This is a genomic window from Prochlorococcus marinus XMU1404, assembly GCF_017696175.1.
In the GTDB taxonomy this organism is placed as follows: Bacteria; Cyanobacteriota; Cyanobacteriia; order PCC-6307; family Cyanobiaceae; genus Prochlorococcus_A; species Prochlorococcus_A marinus_X.
In genome coordinates this window covers 354,630-378,983 of sequence record NZ_JAAORE010000002.1, presented here as the reverse complement: position 1 = coordinate 378,983, position 24,354 = coordinate 354,630, and the positions used below count along the sequence as shown (strand labels likewise).

30 protein-coding genes are annotated in these 24,354 nt (G+C 31.5%); 20 read left to right on the top strand and 10 right to left on the bottom strand.

All coding sequences use genetic code 11. From position 1 onward, the window contains the following. Positions 1-23: 23 nt before the first annotated feature. The gene (gyrA, locus tag HA144_RS05855) at positions 24-2,621 is read right to left on the bottom strand and encodes a DNA gyrase subunit A (RefSeq protein ID WP_209043172.1); all 2,598 of its coding nucleotides are present in this window, start codon (positions 2,619-2,621) and stop codon (positions 24-26) included. Positions 2,622-2,800: 179 nt separating this feature from the next. On the opposite strand from gyrA, the gene HA144_RS05850 reads away from it, so the two are divergent. From HA144_RS05850 to rsmD, 4 genes are all read left to right on the top strand, one after another. Beyond that, positions 2,801-3,964 (top strand): GuaB3 family IMP dehydrogenase-related protein, encoded by a 1,164-nt coding sequence (locus HA144_RS05850; RefSeq protein ID WP_209043171.1) that lies wholly within the window; start codon positions 2,801-2,803, stop codon positions 3,962-3,964. Between the two features lie 230 nt (positions 3,965-4,194). After that, entirely contained in the window at positions 4,195-4,518 is a 324-nt protein-coding gene (gene trxA / locus HA144_RS05845) for a thioredoxin (RefSeq protein WP_209043170.1), read from the top strand. A gap of 11 nt (positions 4,519-4,529) precedes the next feature. Beyond that, positions 4,530-5,147, top strand: coding sequence for an imidazole glycerol phosphate synthase subunit HisH (gene hisH / locus HA144_RS05840; RefSeq protein ID WP_209043169.1), 618 nt, complete (start codon positions 4,530-4,532; stop codon positions 5,145-5,147). 13 nt (positions 5,148-5,160) lie between these two features. Further along, the gene (gene rsmD, locus HA144_RS05835; protein ID WP_209043168.1) at positions 5,161-5,751 is read left to right on the top strand and encodes a 16S rRNA (guanine(966)-N(2))-methyltransferase RsmD; all 591 of its coding nucleotides are present in this window, start codon (positions 5,161-5,163) and stop codon (positions 5,749-5,751) included. Here rsmD and petG read toward each other — a convergent pair. Then, the gene (petG, locus tag HA144_RS05830; protein ID WP_011376619.1) at positions 5,737-5,856 is read right to left on the bottom strand and encodes a cytochrome b6-f complex subunit V; all 120 of its coding nucleotides are present in this window, start codon (positions 5,854-5,856) and stop codon (positions 5,737-5,739) included. The two genes, rsmD and petG, sit on opposite strands and share 15 nt — an antisense overlap. 55 nt (positions 5,857-5,911) lie before the next feature. Between petG and HA144_RS05825 the strand changes: the two genes are divergently transcribed. The 10 genes from HA144_RS05825 to HA144_RS05780 all read left to right on the top strand — a co-directional run bounded on the left by HA144_RS05825 (position 5,912) and on the right by HA144_RS05780 (position 14,030). Continuing rightward, positions 5,912-6,298, top strand: a complete 387-nt coding sequence (locus HA144_RS05825; protein ID WP_209043167.1) for a c-type cytochrome — start codon at positions 5,912-5,914, stop codon at positions 6,296-6,298. Beyond that, a complete protein-coding gene (locus tag HA144_RS05820; RefSeq protein ID WP_209043235.1) occupies positions 6,295-7,044 on the top strand; it encodes an RNA methyltransferase in 750 nt (249 codons plus the stop codon). The genes HA144_RS05825 and HA144_RS05820 overlap by 4 nt, the downstream gene beginning before the upstream one ends. Positions 7,045-7,165: 121 nt before the next feature. Then, positions 7,166-8,254 (top strand): magnesium chelatase ATPase subunit I, encoded by a 1,089-nt coding sequence (gene bchI / locus HA144_RS05815; RefSeq protein WP_209043166.1) that lies wholly within the window; start codon positions 7,166-7,168, stop codon positions 8,252-8,254. Between the two features lie 5 nt (positions 8,255-8,259). Then, complete coding sequence (ruvC, locus tag HA144_RS05810; RefSeq protein ID WP_209043165.1) at positions 8,260-8,733, top strand: crossover junction endodeoxyribonuclease RuvC; 474 nt, start codon at positions 8,260-8,262, stop codon at positions 8,731-8,733. Between the two features lie 9 nt (positions 8,734-8,742). Then, the gene (locus HA144_RS05805) at positions 8,743-9,300 is read left to right on the top strand and encodes a 5-formyltetrahydrofolate cyclo-ligase (protein WP_209043164.1); all 558 of its coding nucleotides are present in this window, start codon (positions 8,743-8,745) and stop codon (positions 9,298-9,300) included. Positions 9,301-9,338: 38 nt separating this feature from the next. Continuing rightward, positions 9,339-9,758 carry a SufE family protein gene (locus tag HA144_RS05800; RefSeq protein WP_209043163.1) on the top strand — a complete coding sequence of 140 codons (420 nt, stop codon included), beginning with the start codon at positions 9,339-9,341 and terminating at the stop codon, positions 9,756-9,758. Between the two features lie 44 nt (positions 9,759-9,802). Then, positions 9,803-11,104 (top strand): homoserine dehydrogenase, encoded by a 1,302-nt coding sequence (locus tag HA144_RS05795; RefSeq protein ID WP_209043162.1) that lies wholly within the window; start codon positions 9,803-9,805, stop codon positions 11,102-11,104. Positions 11,105-11,174: 70 nt separating this feature from the next. Next, positions 11,175-11,426, top strand: coding sequence for a hypothetical protein (locus tag HA144_RS05790; RefSeq protein WP_209043161.1), 252 nt, complete (start codon positions 11,175-11,177; stop codon positions 11,424-11,426). A gap of 17 nt (positions 11,427-11,443) precedes the next feature. Further along, complete coding sequence (locus HA144_RS05785; protein WP_209043160.1) at positions 11,444-13,015, top strand: ABC transporter substrate-binding protein; 1,572 nt, start codon at positions 11,444-11,446, stop codon at positions 13,013-13,015. Further along, positions 13,008-14,030 (top strand): ABC transporter permease, encoded by a 1,023-nt coding sequence (locus HA144_RS05780; protein ID WP_209043159.1) that lies wholly within the window; start codon positions 13,008-13,010, stop codon positions 14,028-14,030. Before HA144_RS05785 ends, HA144_RS05780 begins: the two co-directional genes overlap by 8 nt. On the opposite strand, the gene HA144_RS05775 is transcribed toward HA144_RS05780, so the two are convergent. Further along, on the bottom strand, positions 14,027-15,574 hold the full coding sequence (locus HA144_RS05775) for an alpha/beta hydrolase (RefSeq protein WP_209043158.1): 1,548 nt from the start codon (positions 15,572-15,574) through the stop codon (positions 14,027-14,029). The two genes, HA144_RS05780 and HA144_RS05775, sit on opposite strands and share 4 nt — an antisense overlap. Positions 15,575-15,576: 2 nt before the next feature. Between HA144_RS05775 and HA144_RS05770 the strand changes: the two genes are divergently transcribed. After that, positions 15,577-16,806: an MFS transporter gene (locus HA144_RS05770; protein ID WP_209043157.1), complete on the top strand. Its 1,230-nt coding sequence runs from the start codon at positions 15,577-15,579 to the stop codon at positions 16,804-16,806. A gap of 14 nt (positions 16,807-16,820) precedes the next feature. On the opposite strand, the gene HA144_RS05765 is transcribed toward HA144_RS05770, so the two are convergent. Further along, positions 16,821-17,189 carry a DUF2834 domain-containing protein gene (locus HA144_RS05765; RefSeq protein ID WP_209043156.1) on the bottom strand — a complete coding sequence of 123 codons (369 nt, stop codon included), beginning with the start codon at positions 17,187-17,189 and terminating at the stop codon, positions 16,821-16,823. A gap of 41 nt (positions 17,190-17,230) precedes the next feature. On the opposite strand from HA144_RS05765, the gene HA144_RS05760 reads away from it, so the two are divergent. From HA144_RS05760 to HA144_RS05750, 3 genes are read left to right on the top strand one after another with little or no spacing between them, the layout of a single operon-like run. Continuing rightward, entirely contained in the window at positions 17,231-18,100 is an 870-nt protein-coding gene (locus tag HA144_RS05760) for a carbohydrate kinase family protein (RefSeq protein WP_209043155.1), read from the top strand. Positions 18,101-18,116: 16 nt separating this feature from the next. Then, a complete protein-coding gene (locus tag HA144_RS05755) occupies positions 18,117-18,308 on the top strand; it encodes a hypothetical protein (RefSeq protein ID WP_209043154.1) in 192 nt (63 codons plus the stop codon). A 3-nt stretch (positions 18,309-18,311) separates the two neighbouring features. Beyond that, positions 18,312-18,665 carry a hypothetical protein gene (locus HA144_RS05750; RefSeq protein WP_209043153.1) on the top strand — a complete coding sequence of 118 codons (354 nt, stop codon included), beginning with the start codon at positions 18,312-18,314 and terminating at the stop codon, positions 18,663-18,665. Between the two features lie 9 nt (positions 18,666-18,674). Here HA144_RS05750 and HA144_RS05745 read toward each other — a convergent pair whose 3' ends face one another. The 5 genes from HA144_RS05745 to HA144_RS05725 all read right to left on the bottom strand — a co-directional run bounded on the left by HA144_RS05745 (position 18,675) and on the right by HA144_RS05725 (position 23,183). Continuing rightward, positions 18,675-19,193, bottom strand: a complete 519-nt coding sequence (locus HA144_RS05745) for a pentapeptide repeat-containing protein (RefSeq protein ID WP_209043152.1) — start codon at positions 19,191-19,193, stop codon at positions 18,675-18,677. A gap of 82 nt (positions 19,194-19,275) precedes the next feature. Beyond that, positions 19,276-19,749, bottom strand: coding sequence for an HNH endonuclease (locus tag HA144_RS05740; protein ID WP_209043234.1), 474 nt, complete (start codon positions 19,747-19,749; stop codon positions 19,276-19,278). 188 nt (positions 19,750-19,937) lie between these two features. Next, complete coding sequence (locus HA144_RS05735; protein WP_209043151.1) at positions 19,938-20,795, bottom strand: transglutaminase family protein; 858 nt, start codon at positions 20,793-20,795, stop codon at positions 19,938-19,940. An 11-nt stretch (positions 20,796-20,806) separates the two neighbouring features. Beyond that, positions 20,807-21,748: an alpha-E domain-containing protein gene (locus HA144_RS05730; protein WP_209043150.1), complete on the bottom strand. Its 942-nt coding sequence runs from the start codon at positions 21,746-21,748 to the stop codon at positions 20,807-20,809. Position 21,749: 1 nt separating this feature from the next. After that, positions 21,750-23,183 carry a circularly permuted type 2 ATP-grasp protein gene (locus HA144_RS05725; protein WP_209043149.1) on the bottom strand — a complete coding sequence of 478 codons (1,434 nt, stop codon included), beginning with the start codon at positions 23,181-23,183 and terminating at the stop codon, positions 21,750-21,752. Positions 23,184-23,320: 137 nt separating this feature from the next. On the opposite strand from HA144_RS05725, the gene HA144_RS05720 reads away from it, so the two are divergent. Beyond that, positions 23,321-23,557 carry a hypothetical protein gene (locus HA144_RS05720; protein ID WP_209043148.1) on the top strand — a complete coding sequence of 79 codons (237 nt, stop codon included), beginning with the start codon at positions 23,321-23,323 and terminating at the stop codon, positions 23,555-23,557. 43 nt (positions 23,558-23,600) lie between these two features. After that, positions 23,601-23,822, top strand: coding sequence for a hypothetical protein (locus HA144_RS05715; RefSeq protein WP_348535044.1), 222 nt, complete (start codon positions 23,601-23,603; stop codon positions 23,820-23,822). A gap of 26 nt (positions 23,823-23,848) precedes the next feature. Here the strand turns inward: HA144_RS05715 and HA144_RS05710 are convergent, their stop codons facing one another. Then, entirely contained in the window at positions 23,849-24,121 is a 273-nt protein-coding gene (locus tag HA144_RS05710) for a DNA gyrase (protein ID WP_209043146.1), read from the bottom strand. Positions 24,122-24,354: the final 233 nt, after the last annotated feature.

Below are 24,354 nucleotides of genomic sequence, written 5' to 3'. Positions count from 1 at the left end.
TAATTTAATTAATAATTGATTTTTTAATTTCCTTCCCCAGAGCTAAGTTGATCTTTTTCATCTAATTGTTCTCGAGGTACCAATACCACTTCAGATAAATGATCACCTTCGTCTAATCTTTGTAATTTTACTCCAGTAGCCGCTCTGGATTGCTGGGAGATTTTATCGGCGTTTGTTCTGACTATTACACCTTTTTCGGTGACAAAAAGTAATTCTTCTCCCTCGCCAAGTACCTTCAAACAAACCAGCTCATCATCTTTAATTCTGAATTTTATCGCTCTCAAACCCATGCCTGCTCTTTTTTGTAATCTAAACTGGGTTACAGGTACTCTTTTGCCTAGTCCAAATGCACTGGCTATTAATACCCACGGACCATCTGAAGAGTTAACTTCAAGATTCTCATCAATTTCTTTAGTAATATCGTCAAATTTAGCTAATTGTTCAACTAAATCAGATGTCAAAACATCCATGGATACAAGATTATCTCCCTCTTTAAGGTTCATTGATTTGACCCCCCTAGCTGTCCTGCCAAGTGGCCTTAATTCGTTTAAATTTAGTCTGAAATGAATTGCCATTCCGATTCTTGATCCAATTAAAACACTATCACCTTCTTTTGATAATCTGACCCATGTTAGGGCGTCTCCATCCTCAAGATTAATGGCGATTAATCCATTCGAGCGAATTTTTGAGAAAGCAGAAAGTGATGTCCTTTTTATGAATCCAGCCTTTGTTAACATTAATAGATAACAGTCATTCTCAAAAGAATCCACTGCGACAAGTGAAGTTATTTTTTCTTCTCTTGGTATTGGGAGAAGTTGAACTGATGGCGTACCTTTTGCAGTTCTGCTGCTCATGGGAACTCTATATGCCGGGAGGGCATAAGCAACCCCTCTATCGCTGAAAAGTAAGAGAGTATCATGATCGTTACAGCTTATAAAAAGTTTTACGTCATCATCTTCATGGGTCTTTGTGCCCGCTTTACCCCTTGACCCACGACTGGTAGATTCAAACTCATTAACAGGCATTCTTTTTAAATAACCTGCTTCAGTTAATAAAACAACAGATCTGTCATTAGCTATAAGATCTATATCATCTAAACCACCACCTAAATCAAGTATTTCTGTTTTTCTTGGAGAAGAAAATCTTTCATTGATTTTATTAAGTTCTTCATGAATGATTTCGAAAATTTGTTCTTTACTATTCAATATTTGCTGATATTGGATTATCTTTTGAGTTAATTCATCATGTTCGCTTTTGATTTTATCTGATTCTAAAGCTGTTAATCTTCTTAACTGCATTTGTAAAATTGCTTCTGCCTGGGTAGAAGATAGCTCATGATCAGATTGCAATTTTTCTCGAGCTGAAGCTGTATCTTTTGCGGATCTTATAAGATTGATAATTGCGTCCATAGCTTCCAGTGCTACTAAAAGGCCTTTTACAATATGATCTCTTTCTTCTGCCTTTTTTAATAAAAATCGAGTTCTACGCTTTATTGTCTCTACCCTAAAATCTAGAAATACATCTAACATTTTCCTTAGTGAAAGAGTCGTTGGCTCTCCTTTAACTAAAGCTAAAATGTTTGCACTAAAGTTATTTTGTAGAGGAGTTAACTTAAATAAGTTATTTAAAACTACTTGGGGGTATGCATCTCTTTTTAGCTCGATAACAATTCTCATACCATCTCGATCACTTTCATCTCTGATATCAGAAATACCTTCTAATTTTTTCTCATTAACCAAGTCAGCAATTCTCTCTATCAATGCTGCTTTATTAGTTTGAAAAGGAAGTTCTGTAATTATTACTGCATCTTTTTCTACCCTTCCAGCAGATTTAACTTGCTCAATATTGGCTACACCTCTCATGGTTATTGAACCTCTTCCTGTTTTGAAGGTTTCTCTGATACCCTCTCTTCCTAAAATTTGACCTCCAGTAGGGAAGTCAGGACCCTTAATTAATTCAAAAAGTTCTCTATCTTCAATAGCAGGGTTTTTAATTATTGATTTGAGACCATTAATTAATTCTCCTAGGTTATGGGGTGGAATGTTAGTCGCCATTCCTACGGCTATTCCAGATGATCCATTTAAGAGTAGTTGAGGAATCCTAGCGGGTAAAACTGTTGGCTCTTGTTGAGAACCGTCAAAGTTATCGGCAAAATCTACAGTTTCAGATTCAATATCCTCTAATAAGCTTTCATCTGTAAGGGACTGTAGGCGCGATTCTGTATATCTCATAGCTGCAGGAGGATCGTTATCTACAGAACCAAAGTTTCCATGACCATCTATAAGTGGCATCCTCATGGAAAAATCCTGTGCCATTCTAACCAAAGCATCATAGACAGCAGTGTCTCCATGAGGGTGGTATTTACCAAGAACTTCTCCAACAACTCTTGCACATTTCCTGTAAGGTCTTCCGCTAGTTAATCCAAGTTCATACATTGCATAAAGAATTCTTCTATGCACAGGCTTTAATCCATCCCTTGCATCTGGAAGCGCACGACCAACTATCACGCTCATTGCATACTCAAGATAAGAGCGAGACATCTCATTCCTTAGGTCGGTCTGAATAATTCGATCGTTATCTTCGCTATATCCAGATTTGCCGGAATCTATAATATCAGACATACAAAAAACCTTTCTTTAATAATAATCCCTGATTGTCATAATGAATAAAAAAAAATATATATTTAATTCCCAAATACTCACATTTACACACAAATTAAAAAAAAACCTGTTGTTTTTGAATAAACCTTGGCTTATTACCCCTTTAGTTGTTAATTTAATCAAAATAAAGGCAAAATTCCGTGAATATTGAACTTGGTTTAAACAAAAAAGTCAGAAGGGCTTATGGCATTGACGAAATAGCTTTAGTCCCTGGTAGAAAAACACTTGATTATGATTTGACTGACCCTTCCTGGGAAATAGGTGAGATAAAGAGAGAAATCCCAATTGTGGCAAGTGCTATGGATAGCGTAGTAGATGTTAATACGGCCGTAGAACTCACTAAATTAGGTGCCCTAGGTGTTATTAATATGGAGGGTATACAAACTAGATATGAAAATTCAGATGAAATACTAAATCAAATAGCATCAGTAGGGAAAAATGATTTTGTCCCTTTAATGCAAAAGCTATATAGTGAACCCGTTAAGAAAGAATTAATTATTAAGAGAATAAACGAAGTTAAAGAAAGAGGAGGTATTGCTGCCTTTAGTGGTACTCCTCAAGCAGCAATTAAATTTAAAGAAACACTAAACAATTCGAAAATAGATTTATTTTTCCTTCAAGGGACAGTCGTTTCAACTGAGCATCATGGTAAAGAAGGTAAAGAGACCCTCAATATTCAAGAACTTTGTCAATCTTTGAAAGTCCCAGTTGTAGCTGGTAATTGTGTTACTTATGAGGTTGCCAAACTTCTTATGAAATCTGGTGTTTCAGGATTAATGGTTGGAATAGGCCCTGGAGCGGCATGTACTTCAAGAGGTGTTTTAGGAATTGGGATTCCTCAAGCAACTGCAATTGCTGATTGTAGTTCTGCAAGAGATGATTATTTTAAGGAAAGTGGTCGTTATATTCCTATTGTTGGAGATGGAGGAATTGTGACTGGAGGAGATATTTGTAAATGTTTAGCATGTGGCGCAGATGCTGTAATGATTGGCTCACCAATAGCTAAATCCTCAAATGCTCCTGGTAAAGGATTTCACTGGGGCATGGCCACTCCAAGTCCTATATTGCCAAGGGGTACAAGAATTGAAGTTGGGTCTACAGGATCATTAGAAAGGATAATTAAAGGACCTGCCTTGCTTGATGATGGGACTCATAATTTATTAGGGGCTATTAGAACATCAATGAGCACTCTTGGGGCTAAAAATATCAAAGAAATGCAAAAGGTTGAAATAGTTATTGCACCATCTCTTCTTACTGAGGGTAAGGTTTATCAAAAAGCTCAACAGTTAGGAATGGGTAAGTAGTTTATTTAGGTAAAATTATAAAACCTTAGTGATTTAATTATTTAAATTGAACAAATTTCACATTAGGAGTTATCATTAAAAAATGGGGGAAACCCCATACTCCTCACACACTTAATCGCCCGATTAATCGGGCTTTTTTTTGATATTTTGTTACTTATATTATTTTATCTGTAATGAAATCATCACTTAAAAGAATTGCCTGCTAAATTCTCTAAAGGAATATTTAAATTATGTCATCAGCTCCAGCCGTAACTGATTCTTCATTTGACAAGGAAGTACTACAAAGTGATCTACCAGTATTAGTCGATTTTTGGGCACCATGGTGCGGTCCATGTAGGATGGTTGCACCTGTTGTAGAAGAAATCTCAAAAGACTTTGAAGGGAAAATTAAAGTTTTCAAATTAAATACAGATGAGAACCCGAATGTTGCTAGTCAATATGGAATTAGGAGTATTCCAACATTAATGATCTTTAAAGGAGGTCAAAAGGTTGATACTGTAGTTGGGGCTGTACCAAAAGCAACGCTTTCGAGCACCTTAACTAAGCATTTATAAAATAAAGAGCTTTGCATAAAATTGGACTTATAGACTATGGGATGGGAAACATTCATTCCGTCACCAAATCTCTTGAAAGTCTTGGAGAAGAAATACTTTTAATTAAAAACTTTACTGAAGCAAATGTTTGTAAGGCCATAATACTCCCTGGAGTTGGATCATTTGATCCTGCGATGATAAATCTTATAAATACGGACTTGATAACTGATTTGAAAAATTGGATTAAAAGTGGGAAGTCTTTTTTAGGTATTTGTCTAGGCCTTCAACTCCTTTTTGAATCTAGTGATGAGGGAAAAGTTCAAGGATTAGGCGTTTTAAATGGGAAAATACATAAAATACCAACTTTAGTTAACCAAAGAATTCCCCATATGGGTTGGTGCCAACTTTTACCTACAAAGACAAATACTCTATTAGGTTTAGAAGAATTAAATAATTGGGTGTATTTTGTACATTCTTATCATGCAATCCCAGATGACTACAATATTATTGCAGCACAGGTCAATTATGGTCCTGAAAAATTAACAGCGATAATTGAGTATGAAAATTTATTGGCATGTCAATTTCATCCAGAAAAATCTGGTAAAACAGGAGAAAAACTTTTGAGAAGATGGCTTAGCAATATTCAATAACTGATAATTACTGATGAAGACAAACTTAAGATTAATAGGTGGTAAAAAACTACAAAGTCCAAAGAATATTTATACAAGACCAACAACTTTGAGGGTTCGAGAGGCAATATTTAATATTTTGAATGATAGAGTTGAGAATAGTAATTGGTTAGATTTATTTAGTGGAACAGGAGCTATTTCTTGTGAAGCATATAACCATGGAGCAAGAAAAATTATTGCAATAGAAAAAAACAAAAATAACTCAAAAATTTGTTTAAAAAATCTACTTTCTTTGCAAGATGCAGATAATAGAAAAAATGATATTGATGTTATTTGTAAAGACGTTTTGAATTGGACAAAACCAAATTACGATAGGAACTTGTCTTCTCGAATTATGGATTTGAACAAATTAAAATTTGATTTTATTTATTTAGATCCACCATATGACGTTGATTTCTATGAATTAGTTTTAAATCAAATATTTAACTGTAATTTTTTGAAAAAGGATTCATTAGTTATTTGTGAACATTCTCCAAACCTAAATATTGAAAAAAGTGCTTTATGGGAGATTATAGATGTTAGGGACTATGGTCAGTCTAGATTAACATTCTTAATCAATGTCTAACATTCCTGAACCTCTTCTATATTGATTCCATGCACTAACGAATAATCCTAGAAGAGTTATGGGAACTAACCCTAAAACAATTCCACATAGAAGAGGCTCGATCATTTTTTTGCCTTTTTTGAATTTCTTATTCACAATTGTTACATAGAGATTATTTTTTGTGTCAACATCTTCATCATCTGCAGCAGAAAAAGATCTTAAAAAAGAATTCTTGAAAAAGTTTCTTATTGTTTTAGCTGTTTTCTTAGTATGTTTTTCAATATTTTTCATTAATCAGCCTGAAGATAATAAATATATTCTTGAAACTCTCGAGCTTAGTGGATCTACTGAGGAAGGAGATGCTCTTTTTAAGATGAATTGTGTTGGTTGTCATGGAATTACAGCAAGAGGATTGGTGGGCCCAGATTTACACTCAATAACTCAACGTTTAAATGACAAAGAGATAATAAAACAAGTTACTGGCGGGCTTACACCTCCCATGCCAAGTTTTGAAATTGATCCTTTAAATATGTCTAATTTATTAAAATATCTACATAGTCTTGAATAATTTTGGTGAAGAATTTTTCTAATTTAAAAGTCATATTAGTTGAACCTCATGGTCCTTTAAATGTTGGGAGTGTTGCAAGATTATGTTCAAACTTTGAAGTTGAAGAATTAAGAATTGTTTCTCCAAAATGCGAAATATTTTCTTTAGAAGCAAAAAAAATGGCTCTTAGAGGTAAAAAATATCTTGATCATTGTAAGATTTTTGAAAATCTTGAAAAAGCAATATCTGATTGTGATTTAGTTCTCGCATCTTGTGGAAGGATTGATGTAGGTAAAGATTCATTTTTTGAATCTTCTGAAGAAATATTTAACTGGGTTTCATCTTTTGAAAAGATAAATAATTTAGCAATTGTTTTTGGAAGAGAAGATAGAGGCTTGACTAATTATGAATTACTTCTGGCAAATAAGACTTTTAATATTCCTACATCTAAGAATAATCCCTCTTTAAATCTTTCTCATGCAGTTTCAATAGCTTTGTATGAGTTGTATAAATCTCCAAAAAGAAATTTTAATCAAGAATTAGAAGTTTTTAATCTTGCATCATCAAAACAAATTCATGATTCGTTTGTGGAGATAGAGGAATTGCTTCTGGAAGTTGGATATCTTTTAAAACATACCTCTAGAGCAAAAATTGATAAATTCAAAAATTATATTTTAAGGACAAATACATCAACCCACGAAATAAATTTATTAAGGGGAATTGTTCATCAAATAAAGTGGTTTTTGAACAATTCAAAAATAAATTAGCTACGTAATTAATTTAATTAGATTTTGTTTTTTGTAGTTTTAATTTGATAAGGATATTTACTAAAAACATTTTCTGAAGTAACATCTATTGATTATTTGAATATTAAAGAAAACAAAAACTGTGACTGCAACAAAGAAAAGAAGAGTTTTTCCTTTTACAGCTGTAATTGGTCAGGAAGAAATGAAATTAGCACTATTGTTAAATGTTATTGATCCAAGAATTGGAGGAGTGATGATAATGGGTGATAGAGGGACGGGAAAGTCTACTACAATCAGAGCCTTAGCTGATTTGTTGCCAGCAATTGATGTTGTTAAAGATGATCCATATAATAGTTCTCTAATTGATCCTGATTTGCAGAGTAAAGAAGTTTTGGAAAAAATTGTCCAAGGAGAAAATCTAGAGATTATTCAAAAACAAGTCCCTATGGTTGACTTACCTTTGGGAGCTACTGAAGATAGGCTTTGTGGAACTATCGATATTGAGAAGGCCTTGAGTGAAGGTGTTAAGGCATTTGAACCAGGGTTATTAGCAAAAGCGAATAGGGGTCTACTCTATGTTGATGAAGTCAATTTGCTTGATGATCATTTGGTTGATGTACTTTTGGATTCGGCTGCTTCAGGATGGAATACAGTTGAGAGGGAGGGAGTCTCAGTTCGACACCCTGCTAGGTTTGTCCTCATTGGATCAGGTAACCCAGAAGAAGGTGAGTTAAGACCACAGCTACTGGATAGGTTCGGAATGAGTGTAGAAGTCAAAACAGTAAGAGATGCTGAATTAAGAGTTCAAGTAGTAGATCAAAGAACTTCTTTTGATGATAATCCAGATGAGTTTTCATTGAGTGTTGAGAAACAGCAGGATGAACTTCAACAAAAGGTTATTAAGGCACAAGAAATATTAAATTCTGTTCAAATGGACGATGATCTAAGATTGAATATTTCTGCAATCTGCGGAGAACTAGATGTTGATGGTTTACGTGGAGATATTGTCACAAATAGATCGGCAAGGGCAATTGCAGCCTTTGAGGGCAGAACTGAAGTGCAAGAAGATGATATAGCGAGGGTCATTTCTTGTTCTTTAAGACATAGACTAAGAAAAGATCCTTTAGAACAAGTTGATTCAGGTGAAAGAGTCATTCAAGCTTTTTGTAAAGTATTCGATTTAGATGAAAAAGAAAATATTTCAAAATTTCAATTGTCAGCTGAAGCTTAATAACAGTGAGAATAATTGGGATTGACCCCGGATTAGCAAGAGTTGGTTATGGAATTATTGAAATAGAAAATGAAAAAAAGATATTGTTAGATTGCGGTGTTATTGAGACATGTAAAAATAAAAAAGAAGAAGATAGACTTTATGAGATATTCCAAGATATTAATGAATTAATAAATCATTGGAACCCAACTGCAGCGGCGGTAGAAAAATTTTTCTTTTATAGATCAAGCACTACCATTAGTGTGGTGCAGGCTAGAGGCGTGATTATGATGGTATTGGCCTCTAAAAAAATTCATGTTAGTGAATATTCACCCGCTCAGATTAAATTAACCATTGCTGGTTCTGGAAAGGCATCTAAAAAAGATATTCTTGAGGCTGTTATGTATAACTTAGAACTTAAAAAACCTCCAAAACCTGATGATTCCGCAGATGCATTGGCCATAGCACTAACAAAACTAAACGAAGATGGCTTTAACTGAAAATTTAATATGACTATCTTTGTAAAAAAGAAATTGGAGAGGGACAAGTTTAGAAAACTAAGAGATGAGATTTCTCTTAATCAAAGAGAAAATGTAGAAAAGAATGTAAGGTTGTATGTGGATTCATTTGTTAAGGGATATAAAAATATTGGTTATATAGCAATATATTGGCCTCTGAAAAATGAAGTAGATATAAGGAGTCTTAAGGAAAAAATTTCATTAGCTTTGCCTAGATGTGAAGATAAAAAAGAGTTGTTATTTTATCGATGGGATGAAAGACCCCTTACCAAAGATTCTGAGGGGATACTAAGTCCAAATAACTCTTTCCCTTTAAGTCATTTTCAGATAAGCATGATACTTGTTCCATGTCTTTCTGTTGATAAAAATTTAACAAGATTAGGTTATGGAGGAGGTTATTTTGATAAATTAAGAAGAGATAAAAATTGGAGGAATGTTCCATGCATTGGAGTATTAACTTCTAATTGTGTAAGTAAGATCCCATTAACCAGAGCTGAGTGGGATATTCCTTTATCAGGCTACATCACAGAAAAAGAAATATTTGTATAATAGAACATTAATAAAGTGACAAATTTATAGTTTTAAAAATGGAAATTCAGGAAAAATACAATAATTTATCAAAATTAGTAGAAAAGTTGAAGAAATCAGAAGATCCGAAAAGAAAATATGAGTACATTTTGTGGTTAGGCAAAAAATTGAAAGAACCAAATAGTGAAATCCTTGTTGAGGAAAATAAAGTTAGGGGATGCGTTTCAGAAGTTTTTGTTAAGGCAAATATTAAAGGTGGTAAATTATTTTGGGAAGGATATTCTGATGCCCTAATAACCAAGGGTTTATTAGCATTTTTAATTACTGGCCTAAATGAATTAACACCAAATGAGGTTGTTAAAATAAATAAGAAATTTATTGAAGATACTGGTTTAAAAGCAAGCTTAACTCCTTCACGATCAAATGGTTTTTTAAATATATTATTGAAAATGCAGTCTCAAGCAAATGAATTTTTGTAGGTCTAATAATATAAAATTAAACTCAAAGTTAAAAGAAATAAAAAATGAGAAAATGCAAAATTGGAATTGTAGGTTTTGGAACTGTAGGTTCAGGGATTTATAAAATATTAAGTTCTGAAATTGATTCACATCCAATTCTAAAAGAAATAGAAATTGCAAAAATAGCAGTTAAAGATCTTAATAAAAAAAGGGATATTGAGCTAGATAATAATTTATTAACTGATGATCCATTTAAATTAATTAATGACCCCTCCATAGATGTAATTGTTGAAGTAATGGGAGGGGTTGATTTGGCGAAAGATATTATTCTGCAATCATTAAAATCAGGTAAATCTGTGGTTACTGCAAATAAAGCAGTCATTGCAAGATATGGAGAAGAAATATATAAAACTGCATCTAAAGAAGGAGTTTATGTACTGTCAGAGGCGGCAGTTTGCGGGGGGATTCCTATAATTGAACCATTAAAAAGATCATTAAAAAGTAACAGCATAAAAAAAATGGTTGGGATAATAAATGGCACAACAAATTTTATTCTTTCAAAGATGACAAATGAAAAAGCTGATTATAAGGAGACCTTAAAATTGGCACAAAGCCTCGGTTATGCAGAATTTGATCCAACTGCAGATGTTGAAGGCCATGATGCTGCTGATAAGATTTCAATTCTTAGTGAACTTGCATTTGGAGGGAAAATCAGAAGAGAGGAGATAAATTCTGAGGGCATTAGTAAAATTAATCTAAAGGATATCGAGTATGCCAATAAATTAGGATTTGAAATAAAACTTTTAGCGCTCTCCGAAAGGGGACAAATTAATAGTAATGATTCACTTGCTTTAAATATTTGGGTAGGACCTTCTTTGATTCCAAAATCTCATCCATTGGCAACAGTTAAGGGAGTTAACAATGCTTTATTGATAGAGGCTGATCCTCTTGGAGAGATAATGTTTTATGGTCCAGGTGCAGGGAGTGGCCCAACTGCGGCATCAGTAGTATCAGATATATTAAATCTGCATGCCACCTCAGTAAAAAATAATAATTCAATCGATCCATTATTATCTTTTGATTTCTGGAGAAAATGTCATATCATAGGATCTTCAAAAATAAATAAAAAAAATTACCTCAGAATTATCTGTCTTGATAGTCCAGGTGTAATAGGAAAGATTGGAGATGTTTTTGGAAAGAATAATGTATCCATCGAATCAATTGTTCAACTAGATGCAAGTGTGGACAAAGCTGAAATTGTCGTTATTACTCATGAGGTGCATAATGGAGATTTTGAGAAATCGAAAGATGAAATTAATTCGCTAAATGAAGTAAAAATTATTGCAAGTCAATTAAGTTGTATTTAAAAAAATAGTTTGCAAATTTCTTTATAGCTTGTTAAACCGAAGAAAGTAAGTGTTTGGTTTTAGCACCTTAATGATTAATTCAAAACTATTAGGCAATAAAAATGAAAAAAATAATATAATTTGCTCTGAAAACCTTTACAAAGGTGCCTGTGTAAAAATTAAAAATAGTAATAAGACTTTTCAAGTAATTGGTATAAATATAGGTAAAAAAATTTGTTGGGTAAGAGAGTGGCCTTTTGCCTGTAATTCTAATAAAACATTTGCTTTAGAAATAAGTCAAATAACCTTACAAATTTTCTGCTCTAATAATTCTTCAGAATAATTAAGTACTTAAGAAATATGAAAAAAAAAGGTGTTTTATTAATGTTTATTATTTTAATTTCTTTTTTACAGACTTCTTGTGGCTCAAAAAGAATATCAAAAAAAATCATAGTAGCAAGTTCTGGGAAAATTGAATCTTTAGATCCAGCTAGAGCTAATACTCTTAAAGCAATTCAATTAATCAGTTCTCTGGGAGACACATTATATGAATTAAATTCTAAAGGAGAATTAATACCTGAATTAGCCTCGGGGATGCCAATTATTTCAAAGGATAGACTTCAAATAATTGTCAATTTAAGAAAAAATGTTTTTTTTCATGATGGAACTTCATTTAACTCAAATGCAATAAAGTTTTCTTTTGATAGATTCAAAAAAATTGGAACGATGAACTATATTTTAGGAAATAAGATTAAATCAATAGAAACACCAAGTGAATATTCAGTCATAATAAATTTGAATAAACCATCAAGTTCTTTAAATGGTTTACTTACATCAGTAAATTTAACTCCAATATCTCCCTCATTTTACAAAGAATATTCTGACAAGTTTCTAAATGAAAAATTCGTTGGGACTGGTAAGTATGTGTTAACCAGTTTTTCTAATGAAGTTCAATCAATTGATCCGCATTTGAATTATTGGGGCGAAAAACCTTTAAATAAGGGCATTAATTTTGTGGGATATTCAAATTCATCATCTCTTTTTGGGGCTTTAAAAAGTAAACAAATTGACGTGCTCTTATCAAACTCAATTGATGATATTCAGAGAAAAAGTCTAAATAATTTAAGTAAAAATAAAAAGTTTAAAGAAGGTAATAGCCCTTTCATTGAATTAAGTTTTATAAGCCTTAAAACTAGTTCTTATCCCTTAAGTAATCTTAATTTAAGACTGGCTTTGGCAAAAAGTCTTAATAGAAAATTAATTAGTGAGAAAATAAGTTATGGATTAAGGAAACCATCTAGATCAATTATTCCTCCGATATTAAAAAAAGATAATCAAGAACTGTGGCCTAAATATGATTATTTAGAAGCGAGAAGGTTATTGCAAAAAGAAAATTATTGTAATGGAAATATTCTGAAAATACCTCTTACTTATAGATCTAATGTGCCAGCTGATAAGCTTATTGCCCTGACATGGCAGGAAGAAATTAAAAATTCTTTGAAAGATTGTATTTACATTGAACTCAATGGGGTTGAATCTACTACAGTTTATAAGAATCTAAGTTTAGGAATTTATACAGCAGTTATTCTCGATTGGACGGGTGCTTATTCAGACCCAGAAGCCTATCTCACACCTCTTTTAAGTTGTAATAAAATAGTTGAGGGAATATGTAAAAAAGGAGAATCAGTTTATAGCGGAAGTTTTTGGGGATCTAATAAAGTGGAAAGTTTATTTATTGAGAGTGAAAAAATAAGTGGAATTAAAAGATTAGAAAAACTTGTTGAAATTGAAAAAATAGCAGCAAAATCAATCCCTTATATTCCTATTTGGATATCCTCTCAAAAAGCATGGTCTCAAAATAAAATATCAAAACCTATTTTTAATGGCGCAGGAATAATTTCATTGAGTGATCTTAGGTTAATTGATGAGTAGAAATTTAAATAAACTACTAAATTATTCCTTATTAAAAATTTCATTAATACCAATAATGATATGGATAATTTCTTCATTAGTTTTTATTTTATTGAGAGTTGCTCCAGGGGATCCTGTTGATGCCATACTTGGATCTGGTGCCGATGAGGTTTCAAGGGAAATTCTAAGAAATAAGTTGGGGCTAAATCAACCTTTAATAAATCAATATTTTTTATATATTAAAAATATATTGCACTTAGATTTTGGTCAATCTCTTAGTACCGAAGAGCCAGTCCTTAATATTATTCTTAAGTCATTGCCTGCAAGTCTTGAGCTTGGATTCTTTTCAATATTAAGTGCCACATTAATAGGATTCCCATTGGGATTTATTGGCTTGAGAAATAGAGGTAAAAAGACTGATTATATTGCGAGAATATTAGGAATTGCCACATATGCTATCCCACCTTTTTGGGGTGCAATGTTAGCGCAATTAATATTTTCTGTATTTTTTAATATTTCCCCAATTGGGGGTAGATTTCCAATATTTCAGCAACAACCTCAAATTACAGGTTTTCTAGTTTTAGATAGTATTCTTTCAAATAATTTTATTGCTTTGAAAGATAGCCTTTATCATCTCGCACTTCCTTCTATTACCCTTGGCTTTTTATTAAGTGGTATATTCAGTAGATCATTAAGAGTGAATTTGGATAAGACATTAAAAAGTGATTACGTAAATGCTGCTAAATCTAGAGGAATATCAAGTAAAAAGATCTTTTTAAACCATGCATTGCCCAATGCTCTATTGCCAATTGTCACTATTTCTGGCTTGACTTTGGCCTCATTAGCAGGCGGTGCTCTATTGTTCGAAGTAACTTTTTCATGGCCAGGTATAGCTTTAAGATTACATGAAGCTATTTCTCAGAGAGACTATACTTTGGTTCAAGGGATTGTAATTTTTACTTCCATGCTTATAGTTTCTTTAAATCTGTTCGTGGATATTTTAATTGCCTATTTAGACCCAAGAATAGAGTACTAATTTTTAGAAACTTCTTTAATAGTTTCAAGATCTAAAAGATGGAAATCAAGTCCGAAATCTCTTTGGTTTTTGACTACGGTAGGGATCTTTTGGTCCTTAATATTTTTTAAAAATTCAACTATAAATTTTGCAGATAAATCTTGAACTAATATTGGATCTGAACCAATAAAAAATTCACTTATTTTGAAGACATCATTATTTTCTTTATAACCATCATTAATTCTTATGGGAGAAAAATGACTTGCGCCTTCAATAATTAGAAACCTATTTGATAAATTATTTAAAGCGGAAAAAACTACAAATTGTTCATTTATTAAAGGCGTAATCAGATCATATGTACCTCCTATAAGGAGAGTTGGTATTTTAATACCAGAATCTTTTTCTGTTGGCCATAATAGACTGCCAAATGCATTAAAACCTATTATCGCACTGGCCTTATTAGTATTATTTTTCTCAGGGAATGGTATTTCGCTCAATTGACATTGAAGTAATTTAGATAAATTTGTTACCGCAAGGTCTTTTAATGCCGAATCACATTTTTCTTCTAGTTGATCTGTCGGTTTATTACCTTCATACAAAAGTGCTATTAAAGCACCAAGTGAATGCCCCATCAAAATATAAGAATCATTAGGAAAACCAAATTCCCCATTTTCATGAGCTTTTATTAAAGCATCTAAATCTTTAATTCTATATAAGAAAAAGTCTGCACTTCCTGGGATTGCTTCCTTACCTTCAAGTACTTCTACGAAGGATTCTAAATTACTTCCTCTATGATCTAAGAAGGCTATTGGCCACCCCCTTTTTGCTAATTCATTGCCTATCCATTTGAAATTATTAATTTCACCTCCAAGTCCTGGCATAAAAATTATCAGTTCTTTATCATTCGTTTTATTACTTTTCCATATTTCAATTTGAAAAGGTTTTGATCGATGAGGAGCATAAATTTTTTTGTCAATCTTTATTAGATTTTGAAATGATTTTTCTTTAGTATTTTTAAAGTTATTTTTGTTCGTTCTTTCAAGATTATTTAATTTGGATATAAGATCTTGTTGCTTTGATAATTCATTTTTCCAAGATGAAATTATTAAGATTAAATTATCAAAATCTAGTGAAATATCTTCAGAAGGTAATGCCTTTATGATTTCTAAAATTGAAATTTCTTTTTTTTCATCTAATAAATTTTCTATAGTGTTATAAATTTCTGTCCCATTATTATCATTTGGAACTGTAATAGTTTTGCTTAACTCCGTGAGAATTTTACGCCCTATCCAACTTCTTAATACTTCTCTATTTAATCCTTCTTCCTTGAAAACTGGAAATTTTAAAAATTTGGAAAATTCAAAAAATCTTATTAAATCATTTTTTTTTAACCAATCTATTAATTCTGTTGAATCATCTTTGTATTTTTCTAATTTTGATAATTGTTCTATAGTAAGAGGGATTTTCATCTCTTCAAACTTAATATTTATTTTTTCAGCAGCCTTTGAACCATTATTAAAAAATAAACCACAAAAACCTAAAAAAATTATAAAAAAGTTTTTCACTTGTGATCAGTCCAAATAGTTTTCAAATTAGCAAAAATTGGTGGATTCAATTTCCATATCATTTGAGGTTAATAACCAAAATAAGATTCTACTCTGCATTTGGTGCAGGAGGTGTTATTTATTTAACTTCACTAATTTTTAATAATATTGGATTAACGGCAACAGATATTGGCTTGGGGTTTACCATCTCAGCAATAATAGGTACCGTAACGAGACTTATCACAGGCAATTATCTAAATAAAACAGGGGAGATACAATTTCCATTAATAGCTTCATCAATACTAAGTATTGCTGCTAGCTTATGCCTCATCTTTTCAAAAGATACTTTTTTTTACATAATTGGACAGTCATTTGTTGGGGCGGCTGCAGGTATATATTGGCCTGCAGCCGAGTTTGGGGTTCCCTATTTTTGCCATCCCACGGATACACGCAAAGCTTATGCTCTTGTTAGAAGTTCGGAGGCTTTAGGAATATTTCTAGGGGTATTCTTAGGTGGTTTTATGACGAACTTTTTGTATTCCAAATCAATTTTTATTAATGATATATTTTGCATGTTAGTTATCACATATTTAATTTCTAGAAATAGTTCTTCTATTAAAAGAAACTTAGAAAAATTTCAAAAAAAAATAGTAGATCCAATTAATCAGGGACAATTGAAATGGAATAAAAATTCAACAATGATAATTTTATCTATTTTATTGATAACCACTTCTTTAGCTTTGATTCAAGTAACTTTGCCTTTAGATCTTGTTAAAGGTGGAGTATATCGGAATCCATTAAGTAAAGAAATTACTAGTCTTATAATTTCTATTCAGTTAATTTTATTGTTGTTTTTACAATGGCCTGTAGGTTCTTGGATATCAAAGAAAGAAAGATTATTTGGATTGAAATTTAGTTTGATAAACTTCTCTTTTGCTTCATTTTTATTATTCATATCTAGTTATTTAAATATACTAGCTTTTTATTTTATTTCTTTGGCATTGATATTAGTTAGTTTAGGTACTGCTTCATTTCTTCCAACATCAACAGATGTTGTTTTCAGAATAGCTCCTTCAAACAAGAAAGGTTTTGCGCTTGCAATATTATCACAATGTTTCGCAATGGGTTATTTTTTTGGACCATTTATTTCGGGACGCATTTTAGATATATTTGGTTATGCTTCAATAATCTGGCTTGCCATTTCAATTTGTTGCTTTATTATATTTGCAATTTTATTTAGGAAATTATTTTAATTAATCTTTAAAAGTTAATTTTTTTCTAATTCAATAATTCTTCTTTCTCTTAGAAATAAGAAAAAAGGTGCAGAAAATGCAAAAGCTATAAGAAAAGTTCCAATATAAACAACCCACATGTTCTTCATATTCAATTTTTTTGATTCGTTCACTATCCATATGAAAATAGCGCTAGCTCCCACTAATAAGTCTCTAGAAATTGACTGAGCTGCAGGGTTTGCGTTAGCTAAGGAAATGAAGTTATTGATATCAAAACTATTTCCATATTCTTTGGCAAATTCGAAATTTGACATCATTGGAAGGATAGCTCCTAAAATAGATAGAAAAAGGTAAAGATAAGATAGGATCTGTTTGTTATCTTTTAGAATGTTTAATAAATTCACTTTTTCAAAATATTTCTTTTAATAATAGTATTTAAAAGCTTATGGCTGTTGAAAAGAAAAATAAATTTGAAGGATATAAATTTAAAAAAGGGAATTTAAATTTGGCTGTAGTTGGCCATATTGAGTGGATAAATTTCTTAAGAGTAGATAAATTGCCGAAGCCAGGAATCATCTCTCATTCTACAAAGTCTATTGAATATCCAGCTGGCGGGGGCTCTATTATTGCGAAAATACTTTCTGATTTAACTTTAAACCAAATTCATTTTTTTACTTCATTAGGTAATGATGATTATGGAGATAAGTGTTTCAAGATTCTCTCAAAAATGGGAATTAAGTTGCATGTGGCTTGGCGTGATAAAGCAACCAGAAGAGGGTTTAGTTTAATTGACTCTCAAGGTGAAAGAGCAATAACAGTTATTGGAGAAAGGTTAGCTCCAACTTATAAAGACAAGTTAGAATGGGACATTTTAAAAAAAATGGACGGAATTTTTATTACTGCATCTGATTCAGAGATTTTTAAAATGGCTAGATCAGCTTCAATACTGTGTACAACACCAAGGGTAGGATTAAATACAATTAATAAATCAAATGTCCTTTTAGATGGATTAATAGGCAGTAATCTTGATCCCGGTGAAGATTTTTCATTTTCTGAATTATCGTTAAAACCCAAATATACTATTAAAACCGAGGGAGAGAAGGGAGGTTTAATATTTCCGGGAGGAAGATATAAGGCTCTTAAAAATAAAAAATTAAAGGTTGATTCTTATGGATGTGGCGATTCTTTTGCTGCTGGTTTTCTTTATGGAATGGCATCTAAATGGGATATAGATAAAAGTTTAAATCTTGCTAAAGTAATGGGAAGAGATGCTAGTGAATTTTTCGGCCCATATGCAAATAATGATAAAAAATAATTGAACTAACACTTTCATGAGCAACTTAGATAATAAAAATAAAAATATTCTTGTAGAAAACCTTATTTTTTTCTTTTTATTTACTGTTTTTCTAGTTTTTAAATCTTTGAAAACTTTATCTGGAATTTTTACTTATGGAATCTTAAAAAAAGAAATATTAACGACTAAAAGTAACTTAGGCGTAGATATCAAAATAAAAATTAATTAGGTAATGAATATATTTGTAATTTTTCTTATTTCAGGAATTATTTTTTTAGTCTACAAAAAAGTTAAATCTAAAAAACCAAAGAACTTAAAATTAGACAAATTTAAAAATAAACTGCAGAGCACGCAAACAAATATTGAAAGAATCTTTCTAAGGGAAGAAGAAAAAACCTTCTCAAATCCAAATATAAATATTTATATTGGAGCATATGATAATGAAGAAAATATAAATAGAAAATCCAATATACACAGAGCAAGACTTTCAAAATTTAAAAAATCCAAATTAAATGGAGAAATGATATTTCAAGACGATGAACAAAGGATTTATAAATTTAATAATGGTAAGAAAGTTTACTTATAATATTTATCGTTAACTACATTCAAGACTTTCTCTTGTTGAAACTCCTGTTGTTGGATTGATCCCATCAGCAATTTGACAAAGATTTCTTTGATCCTCGCTGTCAAGTATGGCGTAAGAAAAATCTGCTCCTTCTATTTGAGCACCTGCAAAACTGCTGCCTGATGCAATCATATTTATTAAAACAGCATTTCTAAGATCTGTTTTTTGGAAATTAACTCTATCAGAAAGAGTATCGGTCAAGTCGATTCCATTTAAATTAGAACCTTTTAAATCAGATAGGGTTAATGTAGTTCCATGTAAATCAACATCACTAAAATCTGCGTCTCTAGCAACTGCTCCAGCTATAGAAGACAAATGAAGATCCTCTCCATGGAAATCAAATCCTGTAATATTAGATCTTACATAACTTGGGACTTCATCTCCTTCTCCCTTAACAGCAACATTCGCCCCAGCAAAAACTGGAGATGAAAAAACTAAGAAAGAACAAATTATGCATAAAAAATATCTTAGAAAACTAAAAAATTTCATATTAAAACTTTGAATTATCTTATTTTATAACAATTAGATAAATTTTAAAATTGATATCTAAATTTGGAACTCCTTTTTAAGATTATTTAATACTATAAATTTTAAATCTAGGCTCTAAATTAGTTATACAATCTAGAAGTTTTTTGTTATCTTTGCTATTCGTAACCTTGAATTCAGATTCTACAGTCCCGGATTTATCTCTAATGGCTTGATTTAAAACTATGGAACCATTTTCGTCAGATACTGATCTATGAAAAGTTCCTCTAGGTATTTTTAGAATGTAGCCGCAAGATTCTAATCTAACTTTATAAAAAGGATAATCCCACCCAAAATTAACAAGAAAAAAAGTTCTACCCCCAGAGATAGCCAATAGATTATCTTCTTGATTGTGATGAATGTAAAATTGCCAATTTTCAAAATCTTCATCATTTGGCGGACTAACTGCAGCCCCACTGTGAATAACTAGATCTCTATAATTTGATTCATTAATACTAATATCAAAAAATCTGACATCTTTTGTGTCGCGAAATTTTTCATAACTTATCAATTCAAACATTTTTGATTTGTTTGGTTTGATTACTGGAATTTCTAAACTTGAATTCAATTTTTTTTAAAGATTAAACAAATGAAAACAGATATATATCTCTTAGAACGTATCAATTAACACTAAAAAGGAAACATACTTTTATTTATCTTTTCTTATTGTTTTTTAGGAGGTTAAATATTAAATATATATTTTAAGTTTTATTTTATTTCAATAGGTTTGATTTCCCATGATAAAGAATTTTCTAGATTATTTTTTCCTATAAAGTTTCCTGTAATTACAGAAGTTAAATTAGATTTGGAAGAGGATACCAATGTTAAATATCTTTCATCTATTAATCCTTTTCCGCTTGGATCAAAACCTCTCCAACCTGCACCTGGAATATATAACTCAGCCCAAGCATGTAAATCCAGATCAGAAGGCAACGGATCTTCGAAATGATAACCACTTACAAACCTACTAGGGATACCAATAGACCTACAAGCTTCAACCATGAGCATTGCTAAATCTCTGCATGAACCTATACGTTCTCTAAGTGTTCTACTCGCTGGCCATGCAGGACCTGTGTGCCTTTTAGTATATTTAACTCTATCTTGAATGATCTCTATTAGTTGGTAGGTGAATGATAAGGCGTTATTAATACTTCCTGCCAAAGCTTCCTGAGCAAGTTCAACGGCAGAAGGGTCGTGTTGCCCATTTGGCATCCACCCTTCGAGTGCTCCCTGTAAATCTCTATTAATAATACTTCTACAAAAAGGTAATGTTAAATCTCTATTTTTAACACCATCGATAATGTTTGGATGTTTAATAGTCTCAACTTCGCTTATTGATTCAATAATTAAGTTATCTGTAAATCCATTGAATCTGATTCTATTAATTTCTTCTCCACTGGCAGCTAGTAATGGATAAATAATTTCTGGTTCTGGAGTTATTTTTAATTCAAAATCCTTCAATTTTTGGAATCCATTTGATCTTGGTTTGATACATAATCTATGCTCGCCTAATTGAACAGCGTCTTCATATTTATATTCAAGTTTGTGAATGTATTTAATTCTCATTAATAAATTTCTTAATTAATAAAATATTTTTCTTGAATGAGATCATTTAATTTATTTAAATCAATTTGCAATGAGTCGATTGCCTCATGTAAACCATCATTGATTATATCTTCAATTCTGATATAACTCCACTTTGCTTTAAGCAATCCTCTCATGCATTCTAATTCTGAAGGATTTTCTTGTGGTGGAGAGGTATCAATCATCTTAAGAGTATTGCTTATCCCATCAAGACAGTATCTTACTGATCTTGGAAAAATTGGATCAAGTAAAAGAAATCTTGCAACTGAATTAGGCTTTATAGAATTTTGTTCTGCTTTCCTAAACATTTGATAAGCACCAGCTGATCGTAAAAGTGCAATCCATTGCAACTCATCAAGAACTCCTCCAAGTTCATCTAAGCTGGGTAAAAGTAAATAATATTTAACATCTAGAATTCTCGATGTTTTGTCAGCTCTCTCAATTAATCTTCCAAGAATACTAAATCTCCAGGCAAGGTCCTTGCTGAGAGTGGCATCTGTAATTCCATAAAAAAGCTGGCACTCCCTCCTTATTTCACTTAATTGTTCTTGTTTTGGTTTATTCCATATTGCCTCTCCTTCTTGCATATTCCAATACAAAATATTAATTTGTTCCCACATTTCTGTGGTTAAGACGTCTCTGATTTGTCTTGCATTTTCTCTTGCCATTTGAATGCAAGAAATTATGCTGTTTGGATTCAAACGATCTCTTATTAAAAAATTAATAACGTCATCAGGTTTCTTCTCTGGGAATCTTTTATCAAAAGATTCTCTGTCACTTGAGGCTTCAATTAAAGGGAGCCATGGTTCTGCACTCCCTGGTGGACAATCTAATGACATTGCTTCACTTACTTCCACAAATCGAGATATATTTTCTGCGCGTTCTAAATAACGATTTATCCAATAAAGAGATTCCGCTACACGACTTAAAAGCATATTATTTACCTACTACCCAAGTATCTTTGCATCCTCCACCTTGAGAAGAGTTTACGACTAAAGATCCTTTTTTTAAGGCTACCCTCGTTAGCCCACCTGGGCTTACCCATGAATCTTTTCCTCTTAATATATATGGTCTTAAATCAACGTGACATGGATAAAGCTCTCCATCGCATAACGATGGCACAGTGGATAATTCTAATGTTGGTTGAGCAATAAAATTTCTAGGATTTTGTTTAATTTTATTAGCGAATTCATCTATCTCATTTCCGGTTGAGTGAGGCCCAATTAACATTCCATATCCACCAGCTTCAGAAACAGATTTAACGACAAGTTTTGATAAATTTTCTAGAACATATTCTCGATCTTTTTGGTAGTGGCAAATAAATGTTTCTACATTTTTAATAATCATTTCTTCATCAAGATAATATTTAATTATTTTTGGAACAAAAGAATAAATCATTTTGTCATCTGCTATTCCAGTCCCAGGTGCATTTGCTAAAGCAACATGGCCAGCCTTGAAAACATCGAGTAATCCTGGAACACCAAGGCAGGAATCTTTTCTAAAATTGAGAGGATCTAAAAAATCATCATCAATTCGCCTGTAAATGACATCTACTCTTTTTAATCCAGAGGTGGTTTTTAAATATACATAATCATCATTACAAACTAAATCATGACCCTGAACTAGTTGGATACCCATTTCTTGAGCTAAATAACTATGTTCAAAATACGCACTGTTAAAAATTCCAGGAGTTAATAAAACTATCTTTGGAGTATCAGTCCAAACAGCAAGTTCTTGAAGAGTTTTTAATAGATATGATGGATATTCATCAATTGGTTTTACTATTCTTCCAGAGAAAAGATTAGGGAAAATATTTTTCATAACTAATCTGTTTTCTAAAAAATAAGCAACCCCAGAAGGGCACCTTAAATTATCTTCTAAAACATGCCAATCCCCTTCTCTGTCCCTTATTAAATCTAGTCCTGAAATTTGACACCATTTATTTAATGGGGTTTTAAAACCTATCATCTGAGGTCTCCAACCTTCTGAACTTTCTATTAACTCTCTAGGGATTATTCCGTCATTTATTATGTTTTGGGAATTATAAATATCGTCTAGGAATAAATCAATTGCCTCAAGCCTTTGTTTTAAACCTTTTTCTAATTTTTCCCAATCATCTTTACTTATTATTCTTGGAAGCGGATCAAAAGGTAGTATTCTCTCAGTCCCCTTTAACCCAGTATCATTTAATCTAAAAGTTGCACCATGTCTTAGTAATAATTTTTTTGCTGCAGAATGATTTCTATTCAATTCTTCGAGACCCATATTGTCTAAAGAAGAAAGAAGTGGAATTAATATTTCTCTAGCAGAGTTCACATTATCCTTAAAGTACTCATCAAAACTATTTTTAGGACGATAACTTGAAAACATATATTTTTTCTTTTAATAATTTTTACTTGAGCTTCAGATCTTTATTCGTATTTATGGCTACCAAAAATAATATCTCTCGAATCGATCTATTTCATTATTTTGATCATTGAAGTATATTTCTTAAAAATCTAAAAGTTATGACTTCTAGTAATTGGCAATTTGTTTTTTTTAGATATTTCGCAAGCTTTCTTTTTATCCTCTCTCACAGTTTGCTGGTTCTTGATCATCTACCAGTAGGGGCGGCTCTTCACGGACTTGGGGAAGTTTTTATTGCGCCTTGGGCTTTTAGGGAAAGAGCATGGGATCTTGTAGTTATTGCAGTTTTATTTTTCTTTTTCGATATCTGGGGACTTATAAACACTCCTTGGAATTAACTGATATTATTTATTTATTAATTCTGGCGAAATGATATTAAAAGTGAAGTCTTATTTTTATCAAATTTATAAAATAATTTTTATTTTATTTCTAATAGATATTTCTAATTTATATGCACATAATCCTATTAATGGTGGTTGCAAAGAGCATTGTGGGCAAAAAGTTAAAGTAATTAACAACAAAAACAAATTTATTAATCTTGATGATCAAATAAATATTGAAAGTAAAAATTCTTGTTTAAATAAATCACTATGTAGAGGATGACCTCTCGAGATTTTTAAATTTTTTTATCAAATTGTTTCTTTGATAATTATCAAAAAAGTACTATTTGCTTGGTAATTTTTATTAGGAGGATTTATTTGATTTTTAATTAAAAAAATAAAAGTATATATTAATGGTAGAAGTAATGATGATGCAGCAACTAAAGCAATTATCTGGTTCAACCTAATAAATGGTTTTTTTACAAGATCCTCTCCGCACAAGCCACAAATCAAAGTACCTTTTGAGGATTGTTTTTGAAATTGATATTTAGGATTGCAATATGGGCAATAATATCGAACCATTTTTTAATTTTATTCTTTTAATCATCATTATCCATAAAACTAGAAGAAAGTCATAATTATGAAAAAAAGAGGGCTTATTTAAGCCCTCTTTTATCTCTTACTTATATTTTTTACTGAAGTTAATAACGCACCTAAATCATGGATCCTTGTTGCTAACTTCTGTTAAGCTAATGCTCACCAAAATCAACTAATTGTCTTTAACTGGGGCAAAAACTCTAGAATTAAGCTTGTTT

Bases quoted from the DNA above. Each gene is read 5' to 3' on its own strand.
- HA144_RS05745 (WP_209043152.1), bottom strand. From the start codon at position 19,193: ATGAAATTTTTTAGTTTTCTAAGATATTTTTTATGCATAATTTGTTCT.
- trxA (WP_209043170.1), top strand. From the start codon at position 4,195: ATGTCATCAGCTCCAGCCGTAACTGATTCTTCATTTGACAAGGAAGTA.
- HA144_RS05730 (WP_209043150.1), bottom strand. From the start codon at position 21,748: ATGCTTTTAAGTCGTGTAGCGGAATCTCTTTATTGGATAAATCGTTAT.
- HA144_RS05755 (WP_209043154.1), top strand. From the start codon at position 18,117: ATGAGCAACTTAGATAATAAAAATAAAAATATTCTTGTAGAAAACCTT.
- gyrA (WP_209043172.1), bottom strand. From the start codon at position 2,621: ATGTCTGATATTATAGATTCCGGCAAATCTGGATATAGCGAAGATAAC.
- HA144_RS05790 (WP_209043161.1), top strand. From the start codon at position 11,175: ATGATTAATTCAAAACTATTAGGCAATAAAAATGAAAAAAATAATATA.
- HA144_RS05720 (WP_209043148.1), top strand. From the start codon at position 23,321: ATGACTTCTAGTAATTGGCAATTTGTTTTTTTTAGATATTTCGCAAGC.
- HA144_RS05795 (WP_209043162.1), top strand. From the start codon at position 9,803: ATGAGAAAATGCAAAATTGGAATTGTAGGTTTTGGAACTGTAGGTTCA.
- HA144_RS05710 (WP_209043146.1), bottom strand. From the start codon at position 24,121: ATGGTTCGATATTATTGCCCATATTGCAATCCTAAATATCAATTTCAA.
- rsmD (WP_209043168.1), top strand. From the start codon at position 5,161: ATGAAGACAAACTTAAGATTAATAGGTGGTAAAAAACTACAAAGTCCA.
- HA144_RS05750 (WP_209043153.1), top strand. From the start codon at position 18,312: ATGAATATATTTGTAATTTTTCTTATTTCAGGAATTATTTTTTTAGTC.
- HA144_RS05760 (WP_209043155.1), top strand. From the start codon at position 17,231: ATGGCTGTTGAAAAGAAAAATAAATTTGAAGGATATAAATTTAAAAAA.
- HA144_RS05735 (WP_209043151.1), bottom strand. From the start codon at position 20,795: ATGAGAATTAAATACATTCACAAACTTGAATATAAATATGAAGACGCT.
- HA144_RS05805 (WP_209043164.1), top strand. From the start codon at position 8,743: ATGACTATCTTTGTAAAAAAGAAATTGGAGAGGGACAAGTTTAGAAAA.
- HA144_RS05785 (WP_209043160.1), top strand. From the start codon at position 11,444: ATGAAAAAAAAAGGTGTTTTATTAATGTTTATTATTTTAATTTCTTTT.
- HA144_RS05780 (WP_209043159.1), top strand. From the start codon at position 13,008: ATGAGTAGAAATTTAAATAAACTACTAAATTATTCCTTATTAAAAATT.
- petG (WP_011376619.1), bottom strand. From the start codon at position 5,856: ATGATCGAGCCTCTTCTATGTGGAATTGTTTTAGGGTTAGTTCCCATA.
- HA144_RS05800 (WP_209043163.1), top strand. From the start codon at position 9,339: ATGGAAATTCAGGAAAAATACAATAATTTATCAAAATTAGTAGAAAAG.
- HA144_RS05725 (WP_209043149.1), bottom strand. From the start codon at position 23,183: ATGTTTTCAAGTTATCGTCCTAAAAATAGTTTTGATGAGTACTTTAAG.
- HA144_RS05740 (WP_209043234.1), bottom strand. From the start codon at position 19,749: ATGTTTGAATTGATAAGTTATGAAAAATTTCGCGACACAAAAGATGTC.